The sequence below is a fragment of the Burkholderia sp. Bp9015 genome (assembly GCF_003853505.1).
Classification (GTDB): Bacteria; Pseudomonadota; Gammaproteobacteria; order Burkholderiales; family Burkholderiaceae; genus Burkholderia.
Genome location: NZ_QTPZ01000038.1, coordinates 39,346 through 58,184, shown reverse-complemented (window position 1 = coordinate 58,184; position 18,839 = coordinate 39,346). Strand labels below are relative to the sequence as shown.

Annotated in this window: 16 protein-coding genes; 8 read left to right on the top strand and 8 right to left on the bottom strand. The window is 69.1% G+C overall.

Going from position 1 to position 18,839, the window contains the following annotated elements; genetic code table 11:
- The first annotated feature begins 2 nt into the window (after positions 1-2).
- From DIE12_RS30755 to DIE12_RS30745, 3 genes are all read left to right on the top strand, one after another.
- Positions 3-908, top strand: coding sequence for a DMT family transporter (locus tag DIE12_RS30755; protein ID WP_124523119.1), 906 nt, complete (start codon positions 3-5; stop codon positions 906-908).
- A 581-nt stretch (positions 909-1,489) separates the two neighbouring features.
- Positions 1,490-2,644, top strand: coding sequence for a branched-chain amino acid ABC transporter substrate-binding protein (locus DIE12_RS30750; RefSeq protein ID WP_124523117.1), 1,155 nt, complete (start codon positions 1,490-1,492; stop codon positions 2,642-2,644).
- A gap of 88 nt (positions 2,645-2,732) precedes the next feature.
- The gene (locus DIE12_RS30745) at positions 2,733-3,035 is read left to right on the top strand and encodes an XRE family transcriptional regulator (protein ID WP_124489315.1); all 303 of its coding nucleotides are present in this window, start codon (positions 2,733-2,735) and stop codon (positions 3,033-3,035) included.
- 81 nt (positions 3,036-3,116) lie between these two features.
- Here the strand turns inward: DIE12_RS30745 and DIE12_RS30740 are convergent, their stop codons facing one another.
- Complete coding sequence (locus DIE12_RS30740) at positions 3,117-6,170, bottom strand: FAD-binding and (Fe-S)-binding domain-containing protein (protein ID WP_124523116.1); 3,054 nt, start codon at positions 6,168-6,170, stop codon at positions 3,117-3,119.
- A 153-nt stretch (positions 6,171-6,323) separates the two neighbouring features.
- On the opposite strand from DIE12_RS30740, the gene DIE12_RS30735 reads away from it, so the two are divergent.
- On the top strand, positions 6,324-7,214 hold the full coding sequence (locus DIE12_RS30735) for a LysR substrate-binding domain-containing protein (protein WP_124523114.1): 891 nt from the start codon (positions 6,324-6,326) through the stop codon (positions 7,212-7,214).
- 32 nt (positions 7,215-7,246) lie between these two features.
- On the opposite strand, the gene DIE12_RS30730 is transcribed toward DIE12_RS30735, so the two are convergent.
- On the bottom strand, positions 7,247-8,095 hold the full coding sequence (locus DIE12_RS30730; RefSeq protein ID WP_124489318.1) for a LysR substrate-binding domain-containing protein: 849 nt from the start codon (positions 8,093-8,095) through the stop codon (positions 7,247-7,249).
- 106 nt (positions 8,096-8,201) lie between these two features.
- On the opposite strand from DIE12_RS30730, the gene DIE12_RS30725 reads away from it, so the two are divergent.
- The gene (locus tag DIE12_RS30725) at positions 8,202-8,849 is read left to right on the top strand and encodes a LysE family translocator (RefSeq protein ID WP_124523112.1); all 648 of its coding nucleotides are present in this window, start codon (positions 8,202-8,204) and stop codon (positions 8,847-8,849) included.
- 43 nt (positions 8,850-8,892) lie between these two features.
- Here DIE12_RS30725 and DIE12_RS30720 read toward each other — a convergent pair whose 3' ends face one another.
- The 5 genes from DIE12_RS30720 to DIE12_RS30700 form a co-directional block, all read right to left on the bottom strand.
- Positions 8,893-10,341, bottom strand: a complete 1,449-nt coding sequence (locus tag DIE12_RS30720; protein ID WP_124489320.1) for an APC family permease — start codon at positions 10,339-10,341, stop codon at positions 8,893-8,895.
- A 148-nt stretch (positions 10,342-10,489) separates the two neighbouring features.
- Positions 10,490-11,719 carry an SfnB family sulfur acquisition oxidoreductase gene (locus tag DIE12_RS30715; RefSeq protein WP_124523110.1) on the bottom strand — a complete coding sequence of 410 codons (1,230 nt, stop codon included), beginning with the start codon at positions 11,717-11,719 and terminating at the stop codon, positions 10,490-10,492.
- Positions 11,720-11,908: 189 nt separating this feature from the next.
- A complete protein-coding gene (gene sfnG, locus DIE12_RS30710) occupies positions 11,909-13,012 on the bottom strand; it encodes a dimethylsulfone monooxygenase SfnG (protein ID WP_044848650.1) in 1,104 nt (367 codons plus the stop codon).
- Positions 13,013-13,048: 36 nt separating this feature from the next.
- Entirely contained in the window at positions 13,049-13,609 is a 561-nt protein-coding gene (msuE, locus tag DIE12_RS30705) for an FMN reductase (RefSeq protein WP_124523108.1), read from the bottom strand.
- A gap of 189 nt (positions 13,610-13,798) precedes the next feature.
- Complete coding sequence (locus DIE12_RS30700; RefSeq protein WP_124523106.1) at positions 13,799-14,035, bottom strand: hypothetical protein; 237 nt, start codon at positions 14,033-14,035, stop codon at positions 13,799-13,801.
- Between the two features lie 88 nt (positions 14,036-14,123).
- Here DIE12_RS30700 and DIE12_RS30695 point away from each other — a divergent pair, with 88 nt between their 5' ends.
- The gene (locus tag DIE12_RS30695) at positions 14,124-15,242 is read left to right on the top strand and encodes a sigma-54-dependent Fis family transcriptional regulator (protein ID WP_124523104.1); all 1,119 of its coding nucleotides are present in this window, start codon (positions 14,124-14,126) and stop codon (positions 15,240-15,242) included.
- Positions 15,243-15,418: 176 nt separating this feature from the next.
- On the opposite strand, the gene DIE12_RS30690 is transcribed toward DIE12_RS30695, so the two are convergent.
- On the bottom strand, positions 15,419-16,627 hold the full coding sequence (locus tag DIE12_RS30690; protein ID WP_124523102.1) for a collagen-like triple helix repeat-containing protein: 1,209 nt from the start codon (positions 16,625-16,627) through the stop codon (positions 15,419-15,421).
- A 24-nt stretch (positions 16,628-16,651) separates the two neighbouring features.
- Between DIE12_RS30690 and DIE12_RS30685 the strand changes: the two genes are divergently transcribed.
- Positions 16,652-16,984, top strand: a complete 333-nt coding sequence (locus tag DIE12_RS30685; protein ID WP_124523100.1) for a hypothetical protein — start codon at positions 16,652-16,654, stop codon at positions 16,982-16,984.
- Complete coding sequence (locus DIE12_RS30680; protein WP_124523098.1) at positions 16,981-18,690, top strand: dihydroxyacetone kinase family protein; 1,710 nt, start codon at positions 16,981-16,983, stop codon at positions 18,688-18,690. The genes DIE12_RS30685 and DIE12_RS30680 overlap by 4 nt, the downstream gene beginning before the upstream one ends.
- Positions 18,691-18,839: the final 149 nt, after the last annotated feature.

Below are 18,839 nucleotides of genomic sequence, written 5' to 3'. Positions count from 1 at the left end.
GCATGAACACGCTTTCCTCCCCCTCGTCGCGCAGCGCGCGACTGCCGCTCGTCGCGGCCGGCGCGGTGGCGTTCACGATCGTCTCGTGGGCCTCCGCCTTCCCGTTCATCCGGATCGGCCTGCACGGGCTGGCCCCGCTGCAACTCGCGGCCGCGCGCTTCGCGACCGCGGCGGTGCTCGCGATCGCATGGCTCGCATGGCGGCGGCCTCGCATGCCGGCCAGACGCGACGCGTTGCGCTTTCTCGTCTGCGGCCTGCTCGGCATCGCACTCTACAACGCGCTGCTCAATACCGGCGAGCAGACCGTGTCGGCCGGCGCGGCGAGCTTCATCGTGAACACGCTGCCGATCTTCACGGCGCTGCTGGCGGCGGTGTTTCTGCGCGAACGCTTCAATCGCCGCGGATGGCTCGGTTCGCTGGTCAGCCTGGCCGGCATCGCCGTGATCGCGCACGGCCAGCCGGGCGGCCTCGTGCTCGGCTCCGGCAGCACGCTGATCCTCGGCGCGGCATTGTGTTCGGCCAGCTATTTCGTGCTGCAGCGGCGGCTGATTCCCGTCTACGGCGCGCTGCCCTGCACCGCGTATACGCTGCTGGCCGGTGCGCTGCTGCTCACGCCCTGGTTGCCCGGCGCGCTCGCATCGCTCGGCGGCGGCGGCGCGTCACGCGACACGGCGCTCGCCGTCCTGGTGCTCGGCGTCTTTCCCGCCGCGCTGGGTTACGCGACCTGGACCTTCGCGCTCGGCTACTTCGGCGCGGCGCGCGCCGCCAATTTCCTGTACCTGACACCGGCCGTCGCGACGGTGTTGTCGATGGCGCTGACAGGCGAGCGGCCCGGCATCGAAACGTTGTGCGGCGGCCTGCTGGCGATTGCCGGCGTGATATTCGTGGCCTTGCGCGGACGGACGTAGGCATGCGGCCGCGCCGGACGGCAACGGCGGGCCGGACGAGCCGGCAGTGGGCCGAACCGGCCCCGTCATCTGCAAAGCCGGACGTACACGCTGCGCCGAACGGCCCGTCGCCATTCGCCATTCGCCGACGCCGCCGGGCTCGACCGTTAGTTGCAACAAGCGGGTGGCGGCATCTCGAGCAGCGCCACGGCGATGAAACTGTGCAGACGAATCGACCGAACAGTGCCGGATTGATTGCATCGCGCTGTCCATGGTCATCGGAATCGGCCCGATCGAATAATCGAAGCAATCGACGGCGCAAGACGCTCACACCTGCGCGACGCATCGCGAAACGGCTGCGCCATCGCATCACATTTGCGCAAGGCCGGGCAATTCGCGGAAGCGGGCGCAAGCGCGTTCGGATATATTCATACGAATTGCGTGTCGCCGGACGCAATCGCCCGCTCGCTCGTGCGAGCCCCGGGCGACATGCAAGCCGGGCCCGTCACGGGTCACGGAGATTCGTCCGGCACACCGACCGCCTCACAAGGGCGCGCGGCAAACCGGACGGCACCAGAAATATCAATCAACGGAGATGGCAGATGGAACGAAGCACTGTCGGCATGCGCTGCAAACCCCTGATCACCGTCGCACTGGCCGCCGCCGCATTTGCGGCCGCGTCGGGCGCGATGGCCGACCAGGTCGTGAAGATCGGCAGCGTCGAACCGACGACGGGCGGCATTTCGCACCTCGGCAAGGACAACGAGAACGGTGCGCGCCTCGCGGTGGAAGAAATCAATGCGAAGGGCCTGACGATCGGCGGCCAGAAGATCACGCTGCAGCTCGACGCGCAGGATGACGCGGCCGACCCGCGCCAGGCCACGCAGGTCGCGCAGAAGCTCGTCGACGACAAGGTCGTCGCCGTCATCGGCCACCTGAACTCGGGCACGTCGATCCCGGCGTCGAAGATCTACAGCGACGCGGGCATCGTGCAGATCTCGCCGTCCGCCACGAACCCGACCTACACGCTGCAGGGCTTCAAGACCACGTATCGCGTGGTCGCGACCGACGCGCAGCAAGGTCCGGCACTCGCGAGCTACGCGCAGTCGAAGGGCGTGAAGAGCGTCGCGGTGATCGACGATTCGACCGCATACGGCCAGGGCCTCGCGAACGAATTCGAGAAGAAGGCGAAGGCGCTCGGCCTGAAGGTGCTGTCGCACGACGCGACCAACGACAAGGCCGTCGACTTCCGCGCGATTCTCACCAAGGTCAAGGGCGAGAACCCGGACGCGATCATGTACGGCGGCATGGACGCCACCGGCGGCCCGCTCGCGAAGCAGGCGAAGCAGCTCGGCCTGCGCGCGAAGATCCTGTCCGGCGACGGCGTGTGCACCGACTCGCTCGCCCAGCTGGCCGGCCCGGCCGCCGACAACGTGCTGTGCTCGCAGGCGGGCGCGGCGCTCGAGAAGATGCCGGGCGGCGCGGCGTTCCTCGCCAAGTACCAGAAGCGCTTCAACCAGGGCATCAAGTTCGATGCGCCGTTCGCGTACGACGCGGTCTACATCGCGGTCGACGCGATGAAGCGCGCGAACTCGACGGACCCGGCGAAGATCCTCGCCGCGATGCCGTCGACGAAATATGAAGGCGTGATCGGCACGACGACGTTCGACGCGAAGGGCGACCTGACGCACGGGATCATCTCGATCTACGGCTACAAGAGCGGCAAGAAGACCTTCCTCGACCAGGTGAAGATGTAACGCCTCGCGACGCCGGCACGACGGGAACGCCACCCGTTTGCGCCGGCGTCGCGCGGGGCCGATTCAAGTTTTGCGGAGACGAGGCGACATGTGTGCAATGGCGTACGCGGAATTTCAACAGGAGTTGAAGAAAGCGCAGTTGACGGCGCGCGAGTTCGCCCGGCTGATCCGGATGAACGAAAGTTCCATCACGAACTATTCGAGCAAGGGCACCGTCCCTTCCCACCTCGCGGTCATCGCGACACTCATCGGCGCGCTCGCCGCGCACGAGATCGATTTCCGGCACGTGATCGGCAAGACGGGCATCGAGCCGAAACGGCCGCGCGGCGTCGGCGCGTTTCCGGTCGCGGACAAGCCGCGCACGCGAAAGACCGCGAAAGCCGGCTCCTGAGCCGCAGCGGTCGGTAGCGGCATCGCCGGTGCCGCTCGACACCGTCACGCGCGCTGCCACGCCGCGCTCGCGGCCCGCCCGTCACGCTGCCGCACGCACGTGCTCGAGCAGCGCCTGCAGCGGATGACGCACCTGCCGCGCGGACATGCGCTTCACCTGGCTGCGGCACGAATACCCGGTCGCCAGCGCTTCACCCTCCACTTCCGGCGCATCGACATGCGCGGCCCACGATTGCGCATAGATCGTGCGCGACGTCTGCAGGTTGCGCGCCTCGTGCCCGTAGGTCCCCGACATCCCGCAGCACCCTGCCGCCTGAACCGCCAGGCGCAACCCGCGACGCGCGAACACCTGCGCCCACTGCCTGCCGCTGTCGGGCGCGTTGGTCTTCTCGGTGCAATGCGGCAGCAGCCGGTACGCTGCCGATACGCCGAGCGCGCCCGCCCCGGCCTCCGGCATCGCATCCAGCAACCACTCCTGCGGCAGCGCGACCTTCGGCACGTCGGCGAGCCCCGTCACCTTCAGGTATTCCTGCCGATACGTGAGCGTCATCGCCGGATCGAGGCCGACGAGCGCGACACCCGAGCGCGCGAGCGCGGCCAGTTGCGTCGCGTTGCGAATCGCCGCCTGCCCGAACGCGCGAAGAAAGCCCTGCACGTGCAGCGCCTTGCCGTTCGGCGCGAGCGGCGCGAGCCACACCTGGAAGCCGATACGCGCGGCCAGTTCGATCAGCGTCGCCAGTTGCTCGGTGTCGAAATAACGCGTGAACGTGTCCTGCACGATGACGACGCTGCGTGCGCGCTGCGCATCGCTCAACGCGGCGAGCGCCTGCGGCTCGGCCGGCCGCACCTTCCATTGCCGGATCACGGCCGCGAGGTCGAAGCGGCTCAGGAGCGGACTATCGACCATGCCGACGTGCCGCTCGAGCAGCGTGCGCACCCAGCCGGCGCGCATCAGGCCGTTGTACAGCGCGGGCACGCGCGCCATCCACGGCATCGTGAATTCGAGCGAGCCGATCAGGTAGTCGCGCAGCGGCCGCAAGTAGCGCTGGTGATACAGCTCGAGAAAGCGCGAGCGGAACTCGGGCACGTTGACCTTGACCGGGCACTGCCCCGCGCACGACTTGCACGCGAGGCAGCCGGCCATCGCGTCGTACACCTCGTGCGAAAAGTCGGCTTCGCCGTTGCGCGCCGCGCGGCTGTTGCGCCAGCGTTGCGCGAAACCGCGCAGGAACGGCTGTCGCGCACGCGCGGCCGCGACGACGTCGACGCCGGCCTGTCCTTGCAGACGCAACCATTCGCGCATCAGCGACGCGCGCCCCTTCGGCGACTGCACGCGTTCACGCGTCGCCTTCCACGACGGGCACATCGCGTCGTCCGGATCGAAGTTGTAGCACGCGCCGTTGCCGTTGCAGTGCATCGCCGTGCCGTAGCTCTGCCACACGCGCTCGTCGATCTGCCGGTCGTGATCGCCGCGCGTGGGCACCTCGTCGATCTTCAAGAGCCGCAGCGTGGGCGCCGGCGGCGTCGCGATCTTGCCCGGGTTGAACTGGTTGTGCGGATCGAACGCGGCCTTCAGCTGCTGCAGCGACGGATACAGCTCGCCGAAGAACGCCGGCGCATATTCGGAGCGCACGCCCTTGCCGTGCTCGCCCCATAGAAGGCCACCATGCCGCTGCGTGAGTTCGGCCACCGCGTCCGACACCGGCCGCACCAGCGCGGCCTGCTTCGGGTCCTTCATGTCGAGCGCCGGACGCACGTGCAGCACGCCCGCGTCGACGTGGCCGAACATCCCGTACTGCAACCCGTGGCCGTCGAGCAGCGCGCGGAATTCGGCGATGTACGCGGCGAGATTCTCGGGCGGCACCGCGGTGTCCTCGACAAACGGCTGCGGGCGCGCCTCGCCCTGCACGTTGCCGAGCAGGCCGACCGCGCGCTTGCGCATCGCGTACACGCGCTTCACCGCGTCGTCGCCGGTCGCGACCGTGTGGCCGAGGCGCTCGACGCTCGTGTCGGTGCGCAAATGCTCGACGAACGCACGCACGCGCGCATCGACGTCGCCGGCGTCGTCGCCGCAGAATTCGATCAGGTTGATGCCGAGCGTCGGACGCGCATCGTCCTGCGGGAAATACTCGGCCACGCTGCTCCACACGAAGTCCTTCATCGCGAGCATCAGCACCTTCGAGTCGACCGTCTCGATCGACAACGGCTTGAGTTCGAGCAGCGCGCGCGCATCGCGCAGCGCGTCCATGAAGCCGGCGTAGCGCACGTTGACCAGCACCGAATACTTCGGGATCGGCAGCACGTTCAGCTTCGCCTCGACCACGAAACCGAGCGAGCCTTCGGCGCCGCACAGCACGCTGTTCAGGTTGAAGCGGCCGTCCGGTTCGCGCAGGTGCGCGAGATCGTAGCCGGTCAGGCAGCGATTGAGCTTCGGAAACTTCGCGTCGATCAGCGCGGCCTTTTCGTCGCTGATGCGGCGCGCGGCGCGATAGACCTTGCCGACCCGGTCCTGCCGTGCGCAGCGGCGTTCCAGTTCGTCGTCCGCGAGCGCGTCGCTGTGCAGCTGCTCGCCGCCCATCAGCACGAAGTCGAGCGCGAGCACGTGGTCGCGTGTCTTGCCGTACGTGCAGCTGCCCTGCCCGCTCGCGTCGGTGTTGATCATCCCGCCGACCGTCGCGCGGTTCGACGTCGACAGTTCGGGCGCGAAAAACAGGCCATGCGGCTTCAGCGCGGCGTTGAGCTGGTCCTTGACGACGCCCGCCTGCACGCGCACCCAGCGCTCGCCGGCGTTGATCTCCAGGATCCGGTTCATGTTGCGCGACAGGTCCACGACCACGCCGTCGGTCAGCGACTGCCCGTTGGTACCCGTGCCGCCGCCGCGCGCCGCCACCGCGACGTCGCGGTGCGCAGGTTCGGCGAGCAGGCGCGCGAGCAGCCGCACGTCGTCCGCATGCGCGGGACAGATCACTGCCTGCGGCAGGCGCTGGTAGATCGAGTTGTCGGTCGCCTGCACGGTCCGGTTCGCATGGTCCGCGCGGATTTCGCCGGCGAATCCGGCCGCCTGGAGGGCGGCGAGAAAGTCGCGGTAACGAGCCTCGGGCGGGCTGGCGGGACGGGGCAACGGAGCGATCGGCATGGGATGAAAGCGCAATGTGGAGGGAGCCGGTGCGCGGCCTCGATCGAAAACATGAGTTTTGAGCAAGATTCCACGCAGCCCGGAAATCCAGTATCGTGCGAATCAGCGCGAGAAACAAACGAATTCTCCCCCGGCAAAACTTGCATAAAACTCATGAATTACCGTCGCCTGACCCCGTCCATGTCGCTGCTGTTGGTGTTCGAGGCCGCCGCGCGCCACGAAAGCTACACGCGTGCGGCCGACGAGCTGTCGCTGAGCCAGAGCGCGATCAGCCGGCAGGTCCAGACGCTCGAGGATCAGCTCGGCGTGCCGCTGTTCCGGCGTGAAGGCCGCTCCGTGAAGCTGACGGAAGTCGGCCGGCGCTACTTCGTCGAGCTGAGCGGCGCGCTCGGGCGCATCCGCGGCGCGACGCTGCAGGCGATGTCGCACCAGGCCGGCGCCGGCACGCTGCGGCTCGCGACCTTGCCGACCTTCGGCTCGAAATGGCTGCTGCCGCACCTGCACGATTTCTATGCCGCGCATCCGGGCGTGACCGTGCACTTGCATTCGCGGATCGGCGGCATCGACTTCCATACAGACGATCTCGACGCGGCCATCACCGTCGGCGCGGGCGACTGGCCCGGCCTGCACGCGCACCGGCTGTACAACGAGTTCCTGATCGCGATCGCGAGCCCCGAGTCAGTCGGGCGCCGCAAGGCCGGCCCGCGCGCGCCGGCATGGGCGGCCGGGCAGACGCTGCTGGGCGTGACGAGCAATCAGCACGCGTGGGCCGAATGGTTCTCGCATTTCGGGCTCGATCATCGCGAGATGCGCATCGGTCCCAGTTTCGAGCTGACGTCGCACCTGATCCAGGCCGTGCGGGCGGGAATGGGGATCGGCCTCGTGCCGAAGGTGCTGGTGGAAGACGAGCTGAGCCGCAACGAGCTCGTGTCGATCGGCGACGCGATCACCAGCCAGCGCAGCTACTACCTCGTGTATCCGCCGGAAAACGACACACTGCCGTCGCTGGTCGCGTTTCGGGAATGGCTGCTGAATTCGTGCTGACGTGCTGACGCGCAGGCAGCCGCGCGGCGCGCTCACGCGCGCCATTCGTCGAGAATCTGTTCGGCGAGGTAGTCGCACAGCGGGCGCGCCGATTGCGCGCTGCGCGCCAGCACGACCTCGACCGCGTCGAGCGGCGGCAGCCCTTCGTTCTGCGACAGCCGGACGAGATGCGCGGGAATGCTGCAGCGCGCGAGCGGCGCGATCGCGAGGCCGGCCTCGACCATGCTGAGCAAGCCGAGGAAGCTCGGGCTTTCGTATGACATCCGGAACGGAATCTTCTGCCGGTTCAGCGCCTTGAGCGCGTGATCGCGCGCCATGCTGCCGTGCGTGAAGAGCGCGACCGGCAGCGGCCGCTCTTCCCATACGTTCCGTTTCGCCGAGCCGGTCCACACGATCGGCTCGCGCCGCACCAGCTCGCCGGTCACGCCCTTGATGCGCGTGAGGCAGGCCAGATCGATGGTGTTGTCCTTCAGCATCGGCACCAGCGCGCTGCTCGGCTGGCCGATCACGCGCACTTCGACGCGCGGATGCATCGCGGCGAACTTGCCGAGCACCTGCGGCAGCAGCGACGAGATGTAGTCGTCCGGCACGCCGATCGTCACGCGCCCGCGGATCTCCGGCCGCACGACCGACGCCCACGCCTCGTCGCGCAGCGCCAGCATCCGGCGGCCGTATTCGGCGAGCATGCGGCCGTCGTCGGTGGCCGTGACGTTGCGCGTGTCGCGGATGAACAGCGGCTTGCCGAGTGCATCCTCCAGCGCCTTGATCTGCATGCTCACCGCCGACGGCGACCGGTGCACCGCCTGCGCGCCCTGCGCGAACGAACCGGACTCCGCCACGGCCACCACCATCGCCAGCACATCGAGGTCGAGCTTTTTCATGTCATTCAGAAAATCTGATCAATCGATTCAGTTTATCCCGTTTTACTGTCCTCCTCCAACGCCGGACAATGGACGTCATCGACATTCATCGCGGGAAGCTGTAACCATGCATACCTCCGGCTCGCTCTACGGATTCCTGGTCATCGGCGGCATGCTCGCGATCACGCCGGGGCCGAACATGGTCTACGTGATGTCGCGCTCGATCGCGCAAGGGCGCACCGCCGGGATGATTTCGCTGGCGGGCGTGACGGTGGGCTATCTGTTCTACATGTTCGGCGCCGCGTTCGGGATCACGACGCTGTTCCTGAGCGTGCCGTACGCGGGCACCGTGCTCGGCGTGGTGGGCGCCGCATATCTGCTCTACCTCGCGTGGCAGGCTGTCCGGCCCGGCGGCCGTTCACCGTTCGAGGTGAAGACGCTGCCAAACGAGCAGCCACTGCGGCTGCTCGCGATGGGCGCGACGACCAGCGTGCTGAATCCGAAGCTCGCGATGCTGTTCGTGTCGCTGCTGCCGCAGTTCATCGATTACCGGCAAGGCAGCGTGTTCGGCCAGTCGCTCTTTCTCGGCTCATTGCTGATCGCGGCGTTCGTGTCGGCGAACGGACTGGTCGCGATCGGCTCGAGCCGCATCGCGACGTTCCTGCACGGGCGGCCGGCGCTGCTGCTCGCGCAACGCTGGGCGATGGGCGCGGTGCTCGGCGGCCTCGGCATGCAGATGCTCGTCGAGGCGTCGAGCATGGCGGGTGTGGCGTGACGGCCGCGACGCACGTATCGAGGTACATCGCGCCGCCGCGCGTTCACTTCGTCAGCAATTCGGCCTCCAGGTCGCGCAGTTGCTCCGGAAACCGCACGCGCAGCACCACGAACCACGCGAGCCCGACCGCCAGCAACGCGACGAACACGTATGGCAGCCATGCATAGACGCCGTCCGGCACCGGATACACGCTGCCGGCGAGCGGAATCGCGAGCAGCACGACCGCGACGACGCTGATCGCGACGTGCCGCGCGCGAAGCCTGCGTTGCCGACGCAGATAGAGCGGCGCGCCGATCGCGACCAGCACGTAGGCGAGCAGCCAGCCGTAGGTGGCGATCGAGCTGAGATAGCCGTACGAATCGAGCAGCGCCGTGCCGCGTGCGGTCAGCACCAGCGCCGTCGCCAGCGCGAGCACCGCGATCAGCGCGACCGCGACGTGCGGCGTCGCGTTCGTCTCGTGCGCGCGCCCGGTCGACGCATGCAGCACGCCCTGCCGCCCGAACGTATAGACGATGCGCGCCGCCGCGTTGATCGACGAGAAGAACGCCGCGAAGAAGCTGAGCGCCACCCCTGCGTCGATCAGCACCCCGACCCACCCGGCGCCCAGCCGATGCGCGAGCACCGCGAGCGGCCCGTCGACGCGATCGAGCGGCGGCGTCTGCCCGTGGAACGCGCCGACCATCCCGTACGCGCCCACCACGAACAGCAGCGCCGGCCCGACCACGCTGATCAGCACCGCACGCGGAATCGCGCGGAACGGGTCGCGCGCCTCGGCGCCGAGCACGGTCGCGCTCTCGAACCCGGTGAAGCTGAAGAACGCCAGCACCATCCCGAGCTGCAGCTGCGTCGGCTTCACGCCTTCGAGCGTGAGCTGCGCACGATCGACGGGATGACCGCCGAATGCGATCGTTCCGATCACGACGGCGGCGATCAGCAGCAGCGTCGCGAGCTCGACGAACAGCGTGAAGCGCGTGGACAGCCGGATGTCGCGAAACGCGATGTACCACGCGGCAAACGCGGTGACGACCGTGAGGCCGAGCACCGTGCCGAGCGGCGTGGCGCCGCCGAGCAGCCCCGTTTCGCGGCCGAGCACGAGAAACGTGTTGATCGTGCCCTGCAGGATGCCCGCCGCGGCCACCGCATAGGCGATCAGCAGCGACCAGCCGCAGATGGCGCCCCAGGTCGGCCCGATGCCGGCCGACACGTATGCATACAGCGCGCCCGGCGACGCCGAATCGCGCGCGAACACCGAGATGCTCCACGACGAGAACAGCAGCGCGACGATCGCGAACAGGTACGCGAGCCAGGTGCCGTTGCCGGCCGTCGCGAACACGGCGGGAATCAGCACGCCGATCCCGCCCGACACGCCGACGAGGCCGATCGACTGCGCGATCAGCTCGGGCAGGCTCAGGTAATTGCGCCGCAGGCCGCCTGCCTGCGGCGCGGTGCCCGGCGCGGGCAGCGCCTGCGCGGGTGTGGCTGGATGGCTCATCGATTCACCTTGTCATGATTGGGGCGGCGCGGCGTGTGCCGCGTCCGTGGCATGGCCTCAACGCGGGCCGCTGCGTGTGCCCGTCCGAAAATGCGCGCCGCGGCGAACATCGGAACGACGTCGCGGCAGCGCCGCCGGCGCGGGTTCGTCAGTTCCACGAATGGCGCGCGGGCTTCACGCCGTTGAGGTAGTAGTTGCCGACCGCGTGGTATTTCCAGCGCACGGGATCGTGCAGCGTATGCACGCGCGCGTTGCGCCAGTGGCGGTCGAAGTTGTATTTCGCGAGCGTCGACTTGCTGCCGCCCAGTTCGAACAGCTTGCTCGCCGCGAGCAGCGATACCTCGGTCGTCGCGATCTTCGCCTCGCCGACGGCGATCGCGGCCTGCGCGACCGTGTCCTCGTCAGGCTCGCGCTTCGCGACGTCGACGAAGCGCCCCGCGCGCGCGAGCAGCGCTTCGGCCGCATGCACGCGGTACGCGATGTCGCCGATCTGCGCGATCGTCAGCGGGTCCTCGCTCGCGCGCTCGACGCCGCTGTCGATCCAGGGCCGCGCATGCTGCTGCACGAACGCGATCGTGTCCTGCAGCGCGGCGCGCGCGATGCCGAGATCGATCGCGGCCGTCGTGATCTGCGCGAACGGGCCCGCGAAGGTCGGACGATCGTACGAACGCTGCGTATGGAAGATCTCGAACGCGCTCACGCGCACGTTCTCGGCGATCACCGTGCCGCTCGCGGTGGTGCGCTGGCCGAAGCCGCTCCAGTCGTCGACCACGGTAAGCCCCGGCGCGCCCTGCCGCACGAATGCAAGTACCGCCTGGTCCGCCTCGTCGAGGGCCAGCACCGGAATCCAGTGCGCGAACAGCGTACCGGTCGAGTAGAACTTGCGGCCGTTCAGCACGAATCCGTCGCCGTCGCGGCGCACGCGCGTCCGGATGTCGAGCACGTTCTTGCCGCCCGCTTCCGAAAACGCGTTGCCGTAGCGCGCGCCCTTCAGCACGAGATCGAAGAAGAAGCGTTTTTGCGCATCGTTGCCTTCGAGACGAATATCCTCGATCAGGCAGTAGTGATTCTGCGGAATCTGCCCGATCGACGGGTCCGCCTGCGAGACGATCGCAATCACTTCCGCGAGCGTGACGTTCGACACTTCCGCGCCGCCGTATTCGCGCGGCACGGTGATCCCCCACAGTCCGCTCGACGAGAACAACTCGATTTCGTCGTACGGCAGCTTCCGTTCGCGATCGCGCAGCGCCGCATGTTCGGCGAGTCGCGCCGCGACCTGATGCGCGACGTCGAGCGCTTCGGCATCGGAGCCGATGACGGGAACCGGCGCAGCGTCTGCTTGCGGCCGCGTGTGTTCTTCGATGATTTCCGTGGACATGGAGTTTCCGGCAAAAATCTGCATGGATCGACGACGCCGCGCAGGCATCCGTCGACCGCCAGTTTCGATAGGGGAAGCGTCAGGCGCCTCACCTGCGATGCTCATCGCAGGCCGTCCGTTCGCCCGCCCGGTGCGCGGCCTGCGTCAGCGCGTCAGCGCCTCAGCGCCTCAGCGCGCAGGCGCCGCGCATCACGCGGCAACCGCCTGCCGCTGCGCTTCCAGTTCGCGCACAAGCGGCAGCACGCGCTTGCCGAAGTACTCGACTTCCTCGATGAAATGCAGGAACCCGGCGAGCACGAGATCGACGCCGATCGCCTTCAGCGCGACGATCCGCTCGGCGATCTGTTGCGGCGTGCCGATCAGGTTCGTGCGGAAGCCGTCGTTGTACTGCACGAGATCCTCGAACGTGGATTTCGCCCAGTTGCCCTCGCCTTCCGGCGACGCCTTGCCGGCCTCCTTCACCGCATCGCCGAACGCATTCACCGCCTCGACATGCGCGTGCCGGATGATGTCGTCGAGCACGGCCTTCGCCTCTTCCTCGGTGTCGCGCGCGATCACGAACGCGTTGACGCCGATCCGCACGCGATGGTTGTTCGCAGCAGCCTTCGCGCGGATGTCGTCGATCTGCGCCTTCAGGTTCTCCGGCGTATTGCCGTTCGTGAAGTACCAGTCCGACACGCTCGCCGCGTTGTCGCGTGCCGCGCGCGAGCTGCCGCCCTGGAAGATCTCCGGGTGCGGTTTCTGCACGGGCTTCGGGCTCAGCGTGTAGTCGTTGAAGCGGTAGAAGTCGCCCTTGAACGTGAAATTGTCCTGCGTCCAGATGCCCTTGAGCGCCTGGATGAATTCCTTCGAGCGCCGATAGCGTTCGTCGTGCTCGAGCCACGGCTCGCCGATCGCGGTGAACTCGCCCTTGAACCAGCCGCTCACCACGTTGATCGCAATGCGCCCGTTCGAGATGTGGTCGATCGTGGCAAGCTGCTTCGCGACCACGGCCGGATGCCACGGCCCCGGCAGGATCGCCGCAAGCACCTTGAGCTTCGTCGTCGCGTGCAGCAGCGCCTGGCTGAACGACACCGACTCGTGCTGGTATTCGGCGCCGTAGCCGGCCGTGAAGCGGATCTGGCTCAACGCGTAGTCGAAGCCGGCCGCTTCGGCCGTGCGAGCGAGTTTCTGGTTGTATTCGAGGCTCCAGTCGGTACGCTGCTCGATCGTACTGACGACGAGGCCGCCGCTGACGTTCGGCACCCAGTATGCGAATTTGACGCCGTCGGCCGAAGGTTCTTGAATGCTCATGAGAAGTCCTGATCGAATGGAAAAACGAGAGACGGGCTACGCGGCCGCGGCGGCAAGCGCGCGCGGACGCAGCTGCGGCACCGCGCGCTCGACCGCGAGCGCGATGCGTGCGCGCAGTGCGGGGTTCGCGATCTCGTAGCGGTCGAAATCGCTTTCGGCCGCATACACGCCGATCGGCAGCGTGCGCGCCTGGAAGAAGCTGAAGAGCGGCCGCAGCTGATGGTCGATCACGAGCGCATGCCGCTCGCTGCCGCCGGTGGCCGCGAGCAGCACCGGCACATCGACCAGCGACTCGTGATGCACGAGGTCGAACAGGTGCTTGAAGAGGCCGGTGTACGACGCGCGATACACGGGGCTCGCGACGACGAGCGCATCGGCCGTCTCGATCGCGCGGATCAGCGCGTCGAGATCGGGCGGTACCTGCGCGCGCTTCAGCGCGCCGGCCAGCCGGCTGCCGATTTCGCCGAGTTCGATCGACCGTGCGTCGATCGGCACGGCATCGCCGAGCGCGCTGACGATCGCGTTCGTCAGCGCCAGCGTGCGTGACGGCCGCTGCAGGCCGCCCGAGATGGCGACGACGTTGAGGGTATTGCTCATGCCATGCGTTCCCGTTGTCGAGCTGCGCGTTGCCGCGCCGATACCGTGTCGGGTCCGCAAGGAGCGTGCCATTGTCGACGCAGGCGCGATCGCGTCGATCCTCTGCATCACGAAATATCGTTCGAGCGACCGCCTGGCGCGGCTTCCGCAGCCATATGGCCGGCCGTGGCAAGCGTTCCGGAAATCACGTCACATCGATATTCCGCACGGCGATGAACCGGCGGAAACAGCCGTGCTGATGCGCTGCTGCTCAATCAGCAGTGCCGCGCGCTCCAGCCGTCCGATCGCAACGCCCTGCGCGCGTCGTGCCGAGCGCAATGCCGTCGAATCCGCTGTCACGGCAGCACGTTCCCGCGCCGTTGCATCCTGCGCAGCAATCCCGCTTTCGTTATCAGAAATCGATGTTTCCCGTGCGGCGCAAAACACTGAACACTCTGCTGACCGGGCAGCAACCGGACCGCGGCGCCCGTCGGCGCGGGTCCGGCCCGTTCGATCGACTTACGCCTTCATCGCCATGACTTCACTGTTTGCCACGCCACGTCCGGTCAATCTTCGTGTCGTCACCGCGCAGCCGGACGAATCGCATAGCGCGCCCGCTCCCGCCCGTCCGGCGCACCACGCACCGGCCCGCCCACGTACGCACGTCTTCGTCGATCCACGTTCGCTCGCGCTACTCGAGCGCGTGCGGTGCGTCGCGCCGAGCGACGCGAACGTGCTGATCGTCGGCGAAACCGGCACCGGCAAGGAGCTGATCGCGCGCCACGTGCACGACGTCAGCCATCGCGGCGGCGGGCCGTTCGTCGCCGTGAATTGCGGCGCGCTCTCCGACACGCTCGTCGACAGCGAACTGTTCGGTCACGAGAAAGGTGCATTCACGGGCGCGGCCGGCACGAAGCCGGGCTGGTTCGAGGCCGCGAACGGCGGCACGCTGTTTCTCGACGAGATCGGCGACCTGCCGCTGTCGATGCAGGTCAAGCTGCTGCGTGTATTGCAGGAACGCGAGGTCGTGCGGCTCGGCTCGCGCACGAGCATCCCGATCGACGTGCGCGTGGTGGCCGCGACCAACGTCGACCTGCAGCAGGCGGTGGCGGACGGACGGTTTCGCGGCGACCTGTTCTACCGGCTCAACGTCGTGCGGCTCGACGTGCCATCGCTGCGCGAACGGCCCGGCGACATCCTGCCGCTCGCGCGCCACTTCTTCGACGCATACCGCGGCCGCCTCGGCCACGGGCCGCGCAGCATCGATCCGCGCGCGGCACGCCGCCTCGAAGCGCATTCGTGGCCCGGCAATATCCGCGAATTGGAGAACGTGATGCATCACGCGCTGCTGGTGAGCCGTCACGATGCACTGCAGGACACCGACCTGAACCTGGCATCGTCGTGCGTTCCGGTCACGGCCGCGGGGGAAGCAGCGAGCCGGGTGCCTGCCCGGGAAGCGCTCGAGCTGGCGCTGTGCGCGCTGTTCGACGAGGCGCACGAGAACCTGTTCGAGTATATCGAGGACACCGTGATGCGGGTCGCGTTCGACTTCAGTCACCGCAACCAGATCCAGGCCGCGCGCCTGCTCGGCATCAGCCGCAATGTGCTGCGCGCGCGCTTGATTCGCGCGAAGGCGATCGCGGCAGCCAAGTAGGCGCGATCGCGCGGCGGCACGCGGCGCCGCGCGTCAGGTGCTGCGGGTGACGGCCGCGTCGGCGCGTCGCGCATCGTCGCGCATCGTCGACGGCGTGGCTCGGCGAAGGCGATGCGGCGCGCGTTCCCGCAGCGGCGAGCCGCGCGTCGTCCGGCCGCTCGCCGCGCGGTGCGCCGCTATTTCCCGACGCCGCCCGTCACACCGCCGAGCAACGACGTCACGGGCGCGAGCGGATTCGCCGCGGCACCGGCGCCGCCCGCGCCACTATCGACCACACCGGTGACCGTCGACACGAGATTGGTCACCGGAGCAAGCGGACTCGCCGCGCCGGCACCGGCCGCGCTGCCGAGCGCACCGGTCAGCGACCCGAGCGGCGTCGAGCCGGCCCCCGACAGCAAGCCGCCGAGCGGGCCGGACGCGCTCGAACCGCCCGGCGCGCCGTTCGACGGACCGTTCTGCACGGTGGTGATGGAAGCGCCCGCGAGACTCACGATCAGGCCGGGAATCGGCGCGACGCCGTTCGGGCCGTTGGCGTTCACGAGTCCACCTGCGTTCGTGACGGTATTGCCGAGCGCGCCGACGACTTCGCCCACCGCCCCGACCGCCGGTTGCGACGAAACGGAGCCCATCCGCCCCCCTGTCGTCGCCAGCACGCCGCCGACCTGCCCGAGCAGGCCGGCCACCGGCTGCCCGAGGCCCGTGGTCGCGCCGATCTGCTGCGTCGCCTGGCCGGCCGTGATGACGAGCGGCGTGACGGCCGAGCTGAGCGGCTGCGTGACCTGCTGCACGGCGCCCGACGCCAGCGTCGCGCCGACCGTCTTGCCCGCCGTGCCGAGGCCGCCGGCCACGGTGTCGAGCGCCGCGCCGACGGGGGTGGTCACCGGCGCGAGCGGCGCCAGCGGCCCCGAGCCGAGCGCGCGGACGGTCTGCGCGAGGCCCGCGACCGGATTCGCCGTTGCGCCGACCACGTCGCCGAGGCCGGCAACCGTCGTGCCGACCGGATCGGACGTCGAGCCGATCCTGCCGAGCCCGTCGCTGAGCGCATTGGTCGCGGCGCGCGAAATCGTGCTGACGCTCGAGATCGTGTCGCCTGCGCTGCGCGTCACGGCGTTGCCGAGTACCGGCAACGACGCCGCGCTGACGGTCGAGCCGACGCCGACCGCGAGCGCGCCGGCGGTACTCACGACGCCGCGCGTGCCGGGGGCGCCGCTGGTGCCCCAGCCTCCGTCCGGCGTGTTGCTGCCGGGCGCGTCGCCCGCGATGGTTGCGCCACTGGTGCTCGCGGCGGCGCTCGACGGCGCGGCGACGTCGTTGCCGCCGCAGGCGGCCAGCACGCCGGCGGCGGCGAGCAACGCCGCGGACGTGACAATGCGGGTGCGATACATGGTGGTCTCCTCGCGGTCCGGGCGATGGAAGGTTCGATTGAGGACCGGAGGAAGAAACAGCATTTTCCATGCCATTGGTGCGAGCGCACGGGCATTCCCGCCGCCGTGCCGGCGCCCGCGGGCCCGGACAAGCGCCTGCACGCGATCGCGATCGATGCGTTTCATGCCCATGAGCGGCGCTGGTATCGTTACATTCGTGCTACGAATGCTTCGATGTTACGTAACGCTAAGCGCGGCGCATTGCATTCGGCGCGCGCCGCCTGCCATTCACCGCCTACCATCCACAGTACGCAGCCCCGGCGGCACCGCACGCGTGCCGCCGGGCTGCGCCCCATCGTCAGGAAACCGTCGCCATGAAAAAGCTCGTGAACCACCCGTCCGACGTCGTGCGCGAAATGCTCGAAGGCATCGCGCGGCAGTCGCCGCATGTCGCGATCCTCGGCGACGAGCAGGTGCTCGTCCGCCAGCCGCTGCCCGAGCCGTCGCGGCGCCCCGTCGCGATCCTGTCCGGCGGCGGCAGCGGTCACGAGCCCGCGCACGGCGGCTACGTCGGCGAAGGGATGCTGAGCGCGGCCGTTTGCGGCGAAGTGTTCACGTCGCCGCCGACCGAAGCCGTGCTCGCCGCGATCCGCGCGAGCGCCGGCCCGAACGGCGCGCTGCTCGTCGTGAAGAACTACACCGGCGACCGCCTCAATTTCGGGCTGGCCGCCGAACTCGCGCGCGCCGACGGCATTCCGGTGGAGACGGTGATCGTTGCCGACGACGTGTCGCTGCGCGGCCGCGTCGAGCGCGGGCAGCGGCGCGGGATCGCCGGCACCGTGCTGATCCACAAGCTGGCCGGCGCGGCTGCCGCGCGCGGGCTGCCGCTTGTCCGCGTCGCGGCGATCGCACGCGACGCGGCCGCCGACCTCGGCACGATGGGCGTCGCGCTCGACGGCTGCACGATCCCCGGCGCCGACAAGTCGGGGTTCAGCCTCGCCGAACACGAGATCGAGCTCGGCCTCGGCATCCATGGCGAGAAAGGCGTCGAACGCACCGCGCCGATGCCGGCCGACGCGCTCGTCGAGACGCTGCTGTCGAGCATCGTCACCGACCTCGTGCTCGATCGCGGCGAACGCGTCGCATTGTTCGTCAACGGTCTCGGCGCGACCCCGGACATGGAACTGGCGATCGTGCTGCGCGCCGCGTACGACAACCTGAGCCGGCGCGGTATCACCGTCGCGCGCGCATGGGCCGGCACGTTCCTGTCCGCGCTGGACATGCCCGGCTGCTCGATCTCGCTGCTGCGCTTGAACGACGAGCGGATCGCCCTGCTCGACGCGCCGACGCAGGCGCGCGCATGGCCCGGCGGCGGCGCCGTCAACGCGCAGATTCGCGTGGCCGCGGCCGCCGCGCACGACGAGCCGCTGCCGCCGCTCGATGCGGCCGGTCATGCGTGGGCCGCCCGGCTGCAGCCGGCGCTGCGTGCGGTCGCGCAGGCGTTGATCGACCACGAGGCGACCCTGACGGAACTCGACACGGCCGCCGGCGACGGCGATCTCGGCGCGAGCATGCGGCGCGCCGCGCAGGCGATCCTCGCGTTGCCTGACGCCGCGCACGGCTCGCCGGCCGGCACGCTCGCGGCGCTCGGCGCCGCATTGCGCCGCGCGATCGCCGGCAGTTCGGGACCGTTCTACGCGACCGCGCTGCTGCGCGCGTCGCGGCGCCTCGCCGCGGCGGCCGATACCGCCGAGCCGTCGGCACGCGACTGGGCCGCGGCGTTGCGCAGCGCAGCCGATGCAATCGCCGAACTGGGCGGCGCACGCGCCGGCGACCGGACGATGCTCGACGCGCTGCTGCCCGCCGCCGATGCGTTCGACCACGCACTCGACCATGACCGCGACCCCGCGAGCGCATGGGCGGCCGCGGTGGACGCCGCGGAACGCGGCGCGCAGCAGACGGCCGGCATGACACCGCGTGCGGGACGGGCGAGCTATCTCGGCGAACGCGCGATCGGCACGCCGGACGGCGGCGCGGTGGCGGTCGCGTACTGGCTGCGCGCGTTGCTGCCGTACGTGCGGTAGACGGGGATCCGGGCGACGCGTCGGCCTCGCGAGCCGGCGTTCGCCGGGCGCGATCTCCCGGTCGGACCAGACGGCGCGATCCGGGCGATCCATCGGGTTGCCGCGCGGCATCACGGCGCACCGCGCGCTTGCGACCTTACAGGTTGACC

Coding starts and splice junctions, on each gene's coding strand:
- DIE12_RS30755 (WP_124523119.1), top strand. CDS start 3: ATGAACACGCTTTCCTCCCCCTCGTCGCGCAGCGCGCGACTGCCGCTC.
- DIE12_RS30750 (WP_124523117.1), top strand. CDS start 1,490: ATGGAACGAAGCACTGTCGGCATGCGCTGCAAACCCCTGATCACCGTC.
- DIE12_RS30745 (WP_124489315.1), top strand. CDS start 2,733: ATGTGTGCAATGGCGTACGCGGAATTTCAACAGGAGTTGAAGAAAGCG.
- DIE12_RS30740 (WP_124523116.1), bottom strand. CDS start 6,170: ATGCCGATCGCTCCGTTGCCCCGTCCCGCCAGCCCGCCCGAGGCTCGT.
- DIE12_RS30735 (WP_124523114.1), top strand. CDS start 6,324: ATGAATTACCGTCGCCTGACCCCGTCCATGTCGCTGCTGTTGGTGTTC.
- DIE12_RS30730 (WP_124489318.1), bottom strand. CDS start 8,095: ATGAAAAAGCTCGACCTCGATGTGCTGGCGATGGTGGTGGCCGTGGCG.
- DIE12_RS30725 (WP_124523112.1), top strand. CDS start 8,202: ATGCATACCTCCGGCTCGCTCTACGGATTCCTGGTCATCGGCGGCATG.
- DIE12_RS30720 (WP_124489320.1), bottom strand. CDS start 10,341: ATGAGCCATCCAGCCACACCCGCGCAGGCGCTGCCCGCGCCGGGCACC.
- DIE12_RS30715 (WP_124523110.1), bottom strand. CDS start 11,719: ATGTCCACGGAAATCATCGAAGAACACACGCGGCCGCAAGCAGACGCT.
- sfnG (WP_044848650.1), bottom strand. CDS start 13,012: ATGAGCATTCAAGAACCTTCGGCCGACGGCGTCAAATTCGCATACTGG.
- msuE (WP_124523108.1), bottom strand. CDS start 13,609: ATGAGCAATACCCTCAACGTCGTCGCCATCTCGGGCGGCCTGCAGCGG.
- DIE12_RS30695 (WP_124523104.1), top strand. CDS start 14,124: ATGACTTCACTGTTTGCCACGCCACGTCCGGTCAATCTTCGTGTCGTC.
- DIE12_RS30690 (WP_124523102.1), bottom strand. CDS start 16,627: ATGTATCGCACCCGCATTGTCACGTCCGCGGCGTTGCTCGCCGCCGCC.
- DIE12_RS30685 (WP_124523100.1), top strand. CDS start 16,652: ATGGAAGGTTCGATTGAGGACCGGAGGAAGAAACAGCATTTTCCATGC.
- DIE12_RS30680 (WP_124523098.1), top strand. CDS start 16,981: ATGAAAAAGCTCGTGAACCACCCGTCCGACGTCGTGCGCGAAATGCTC.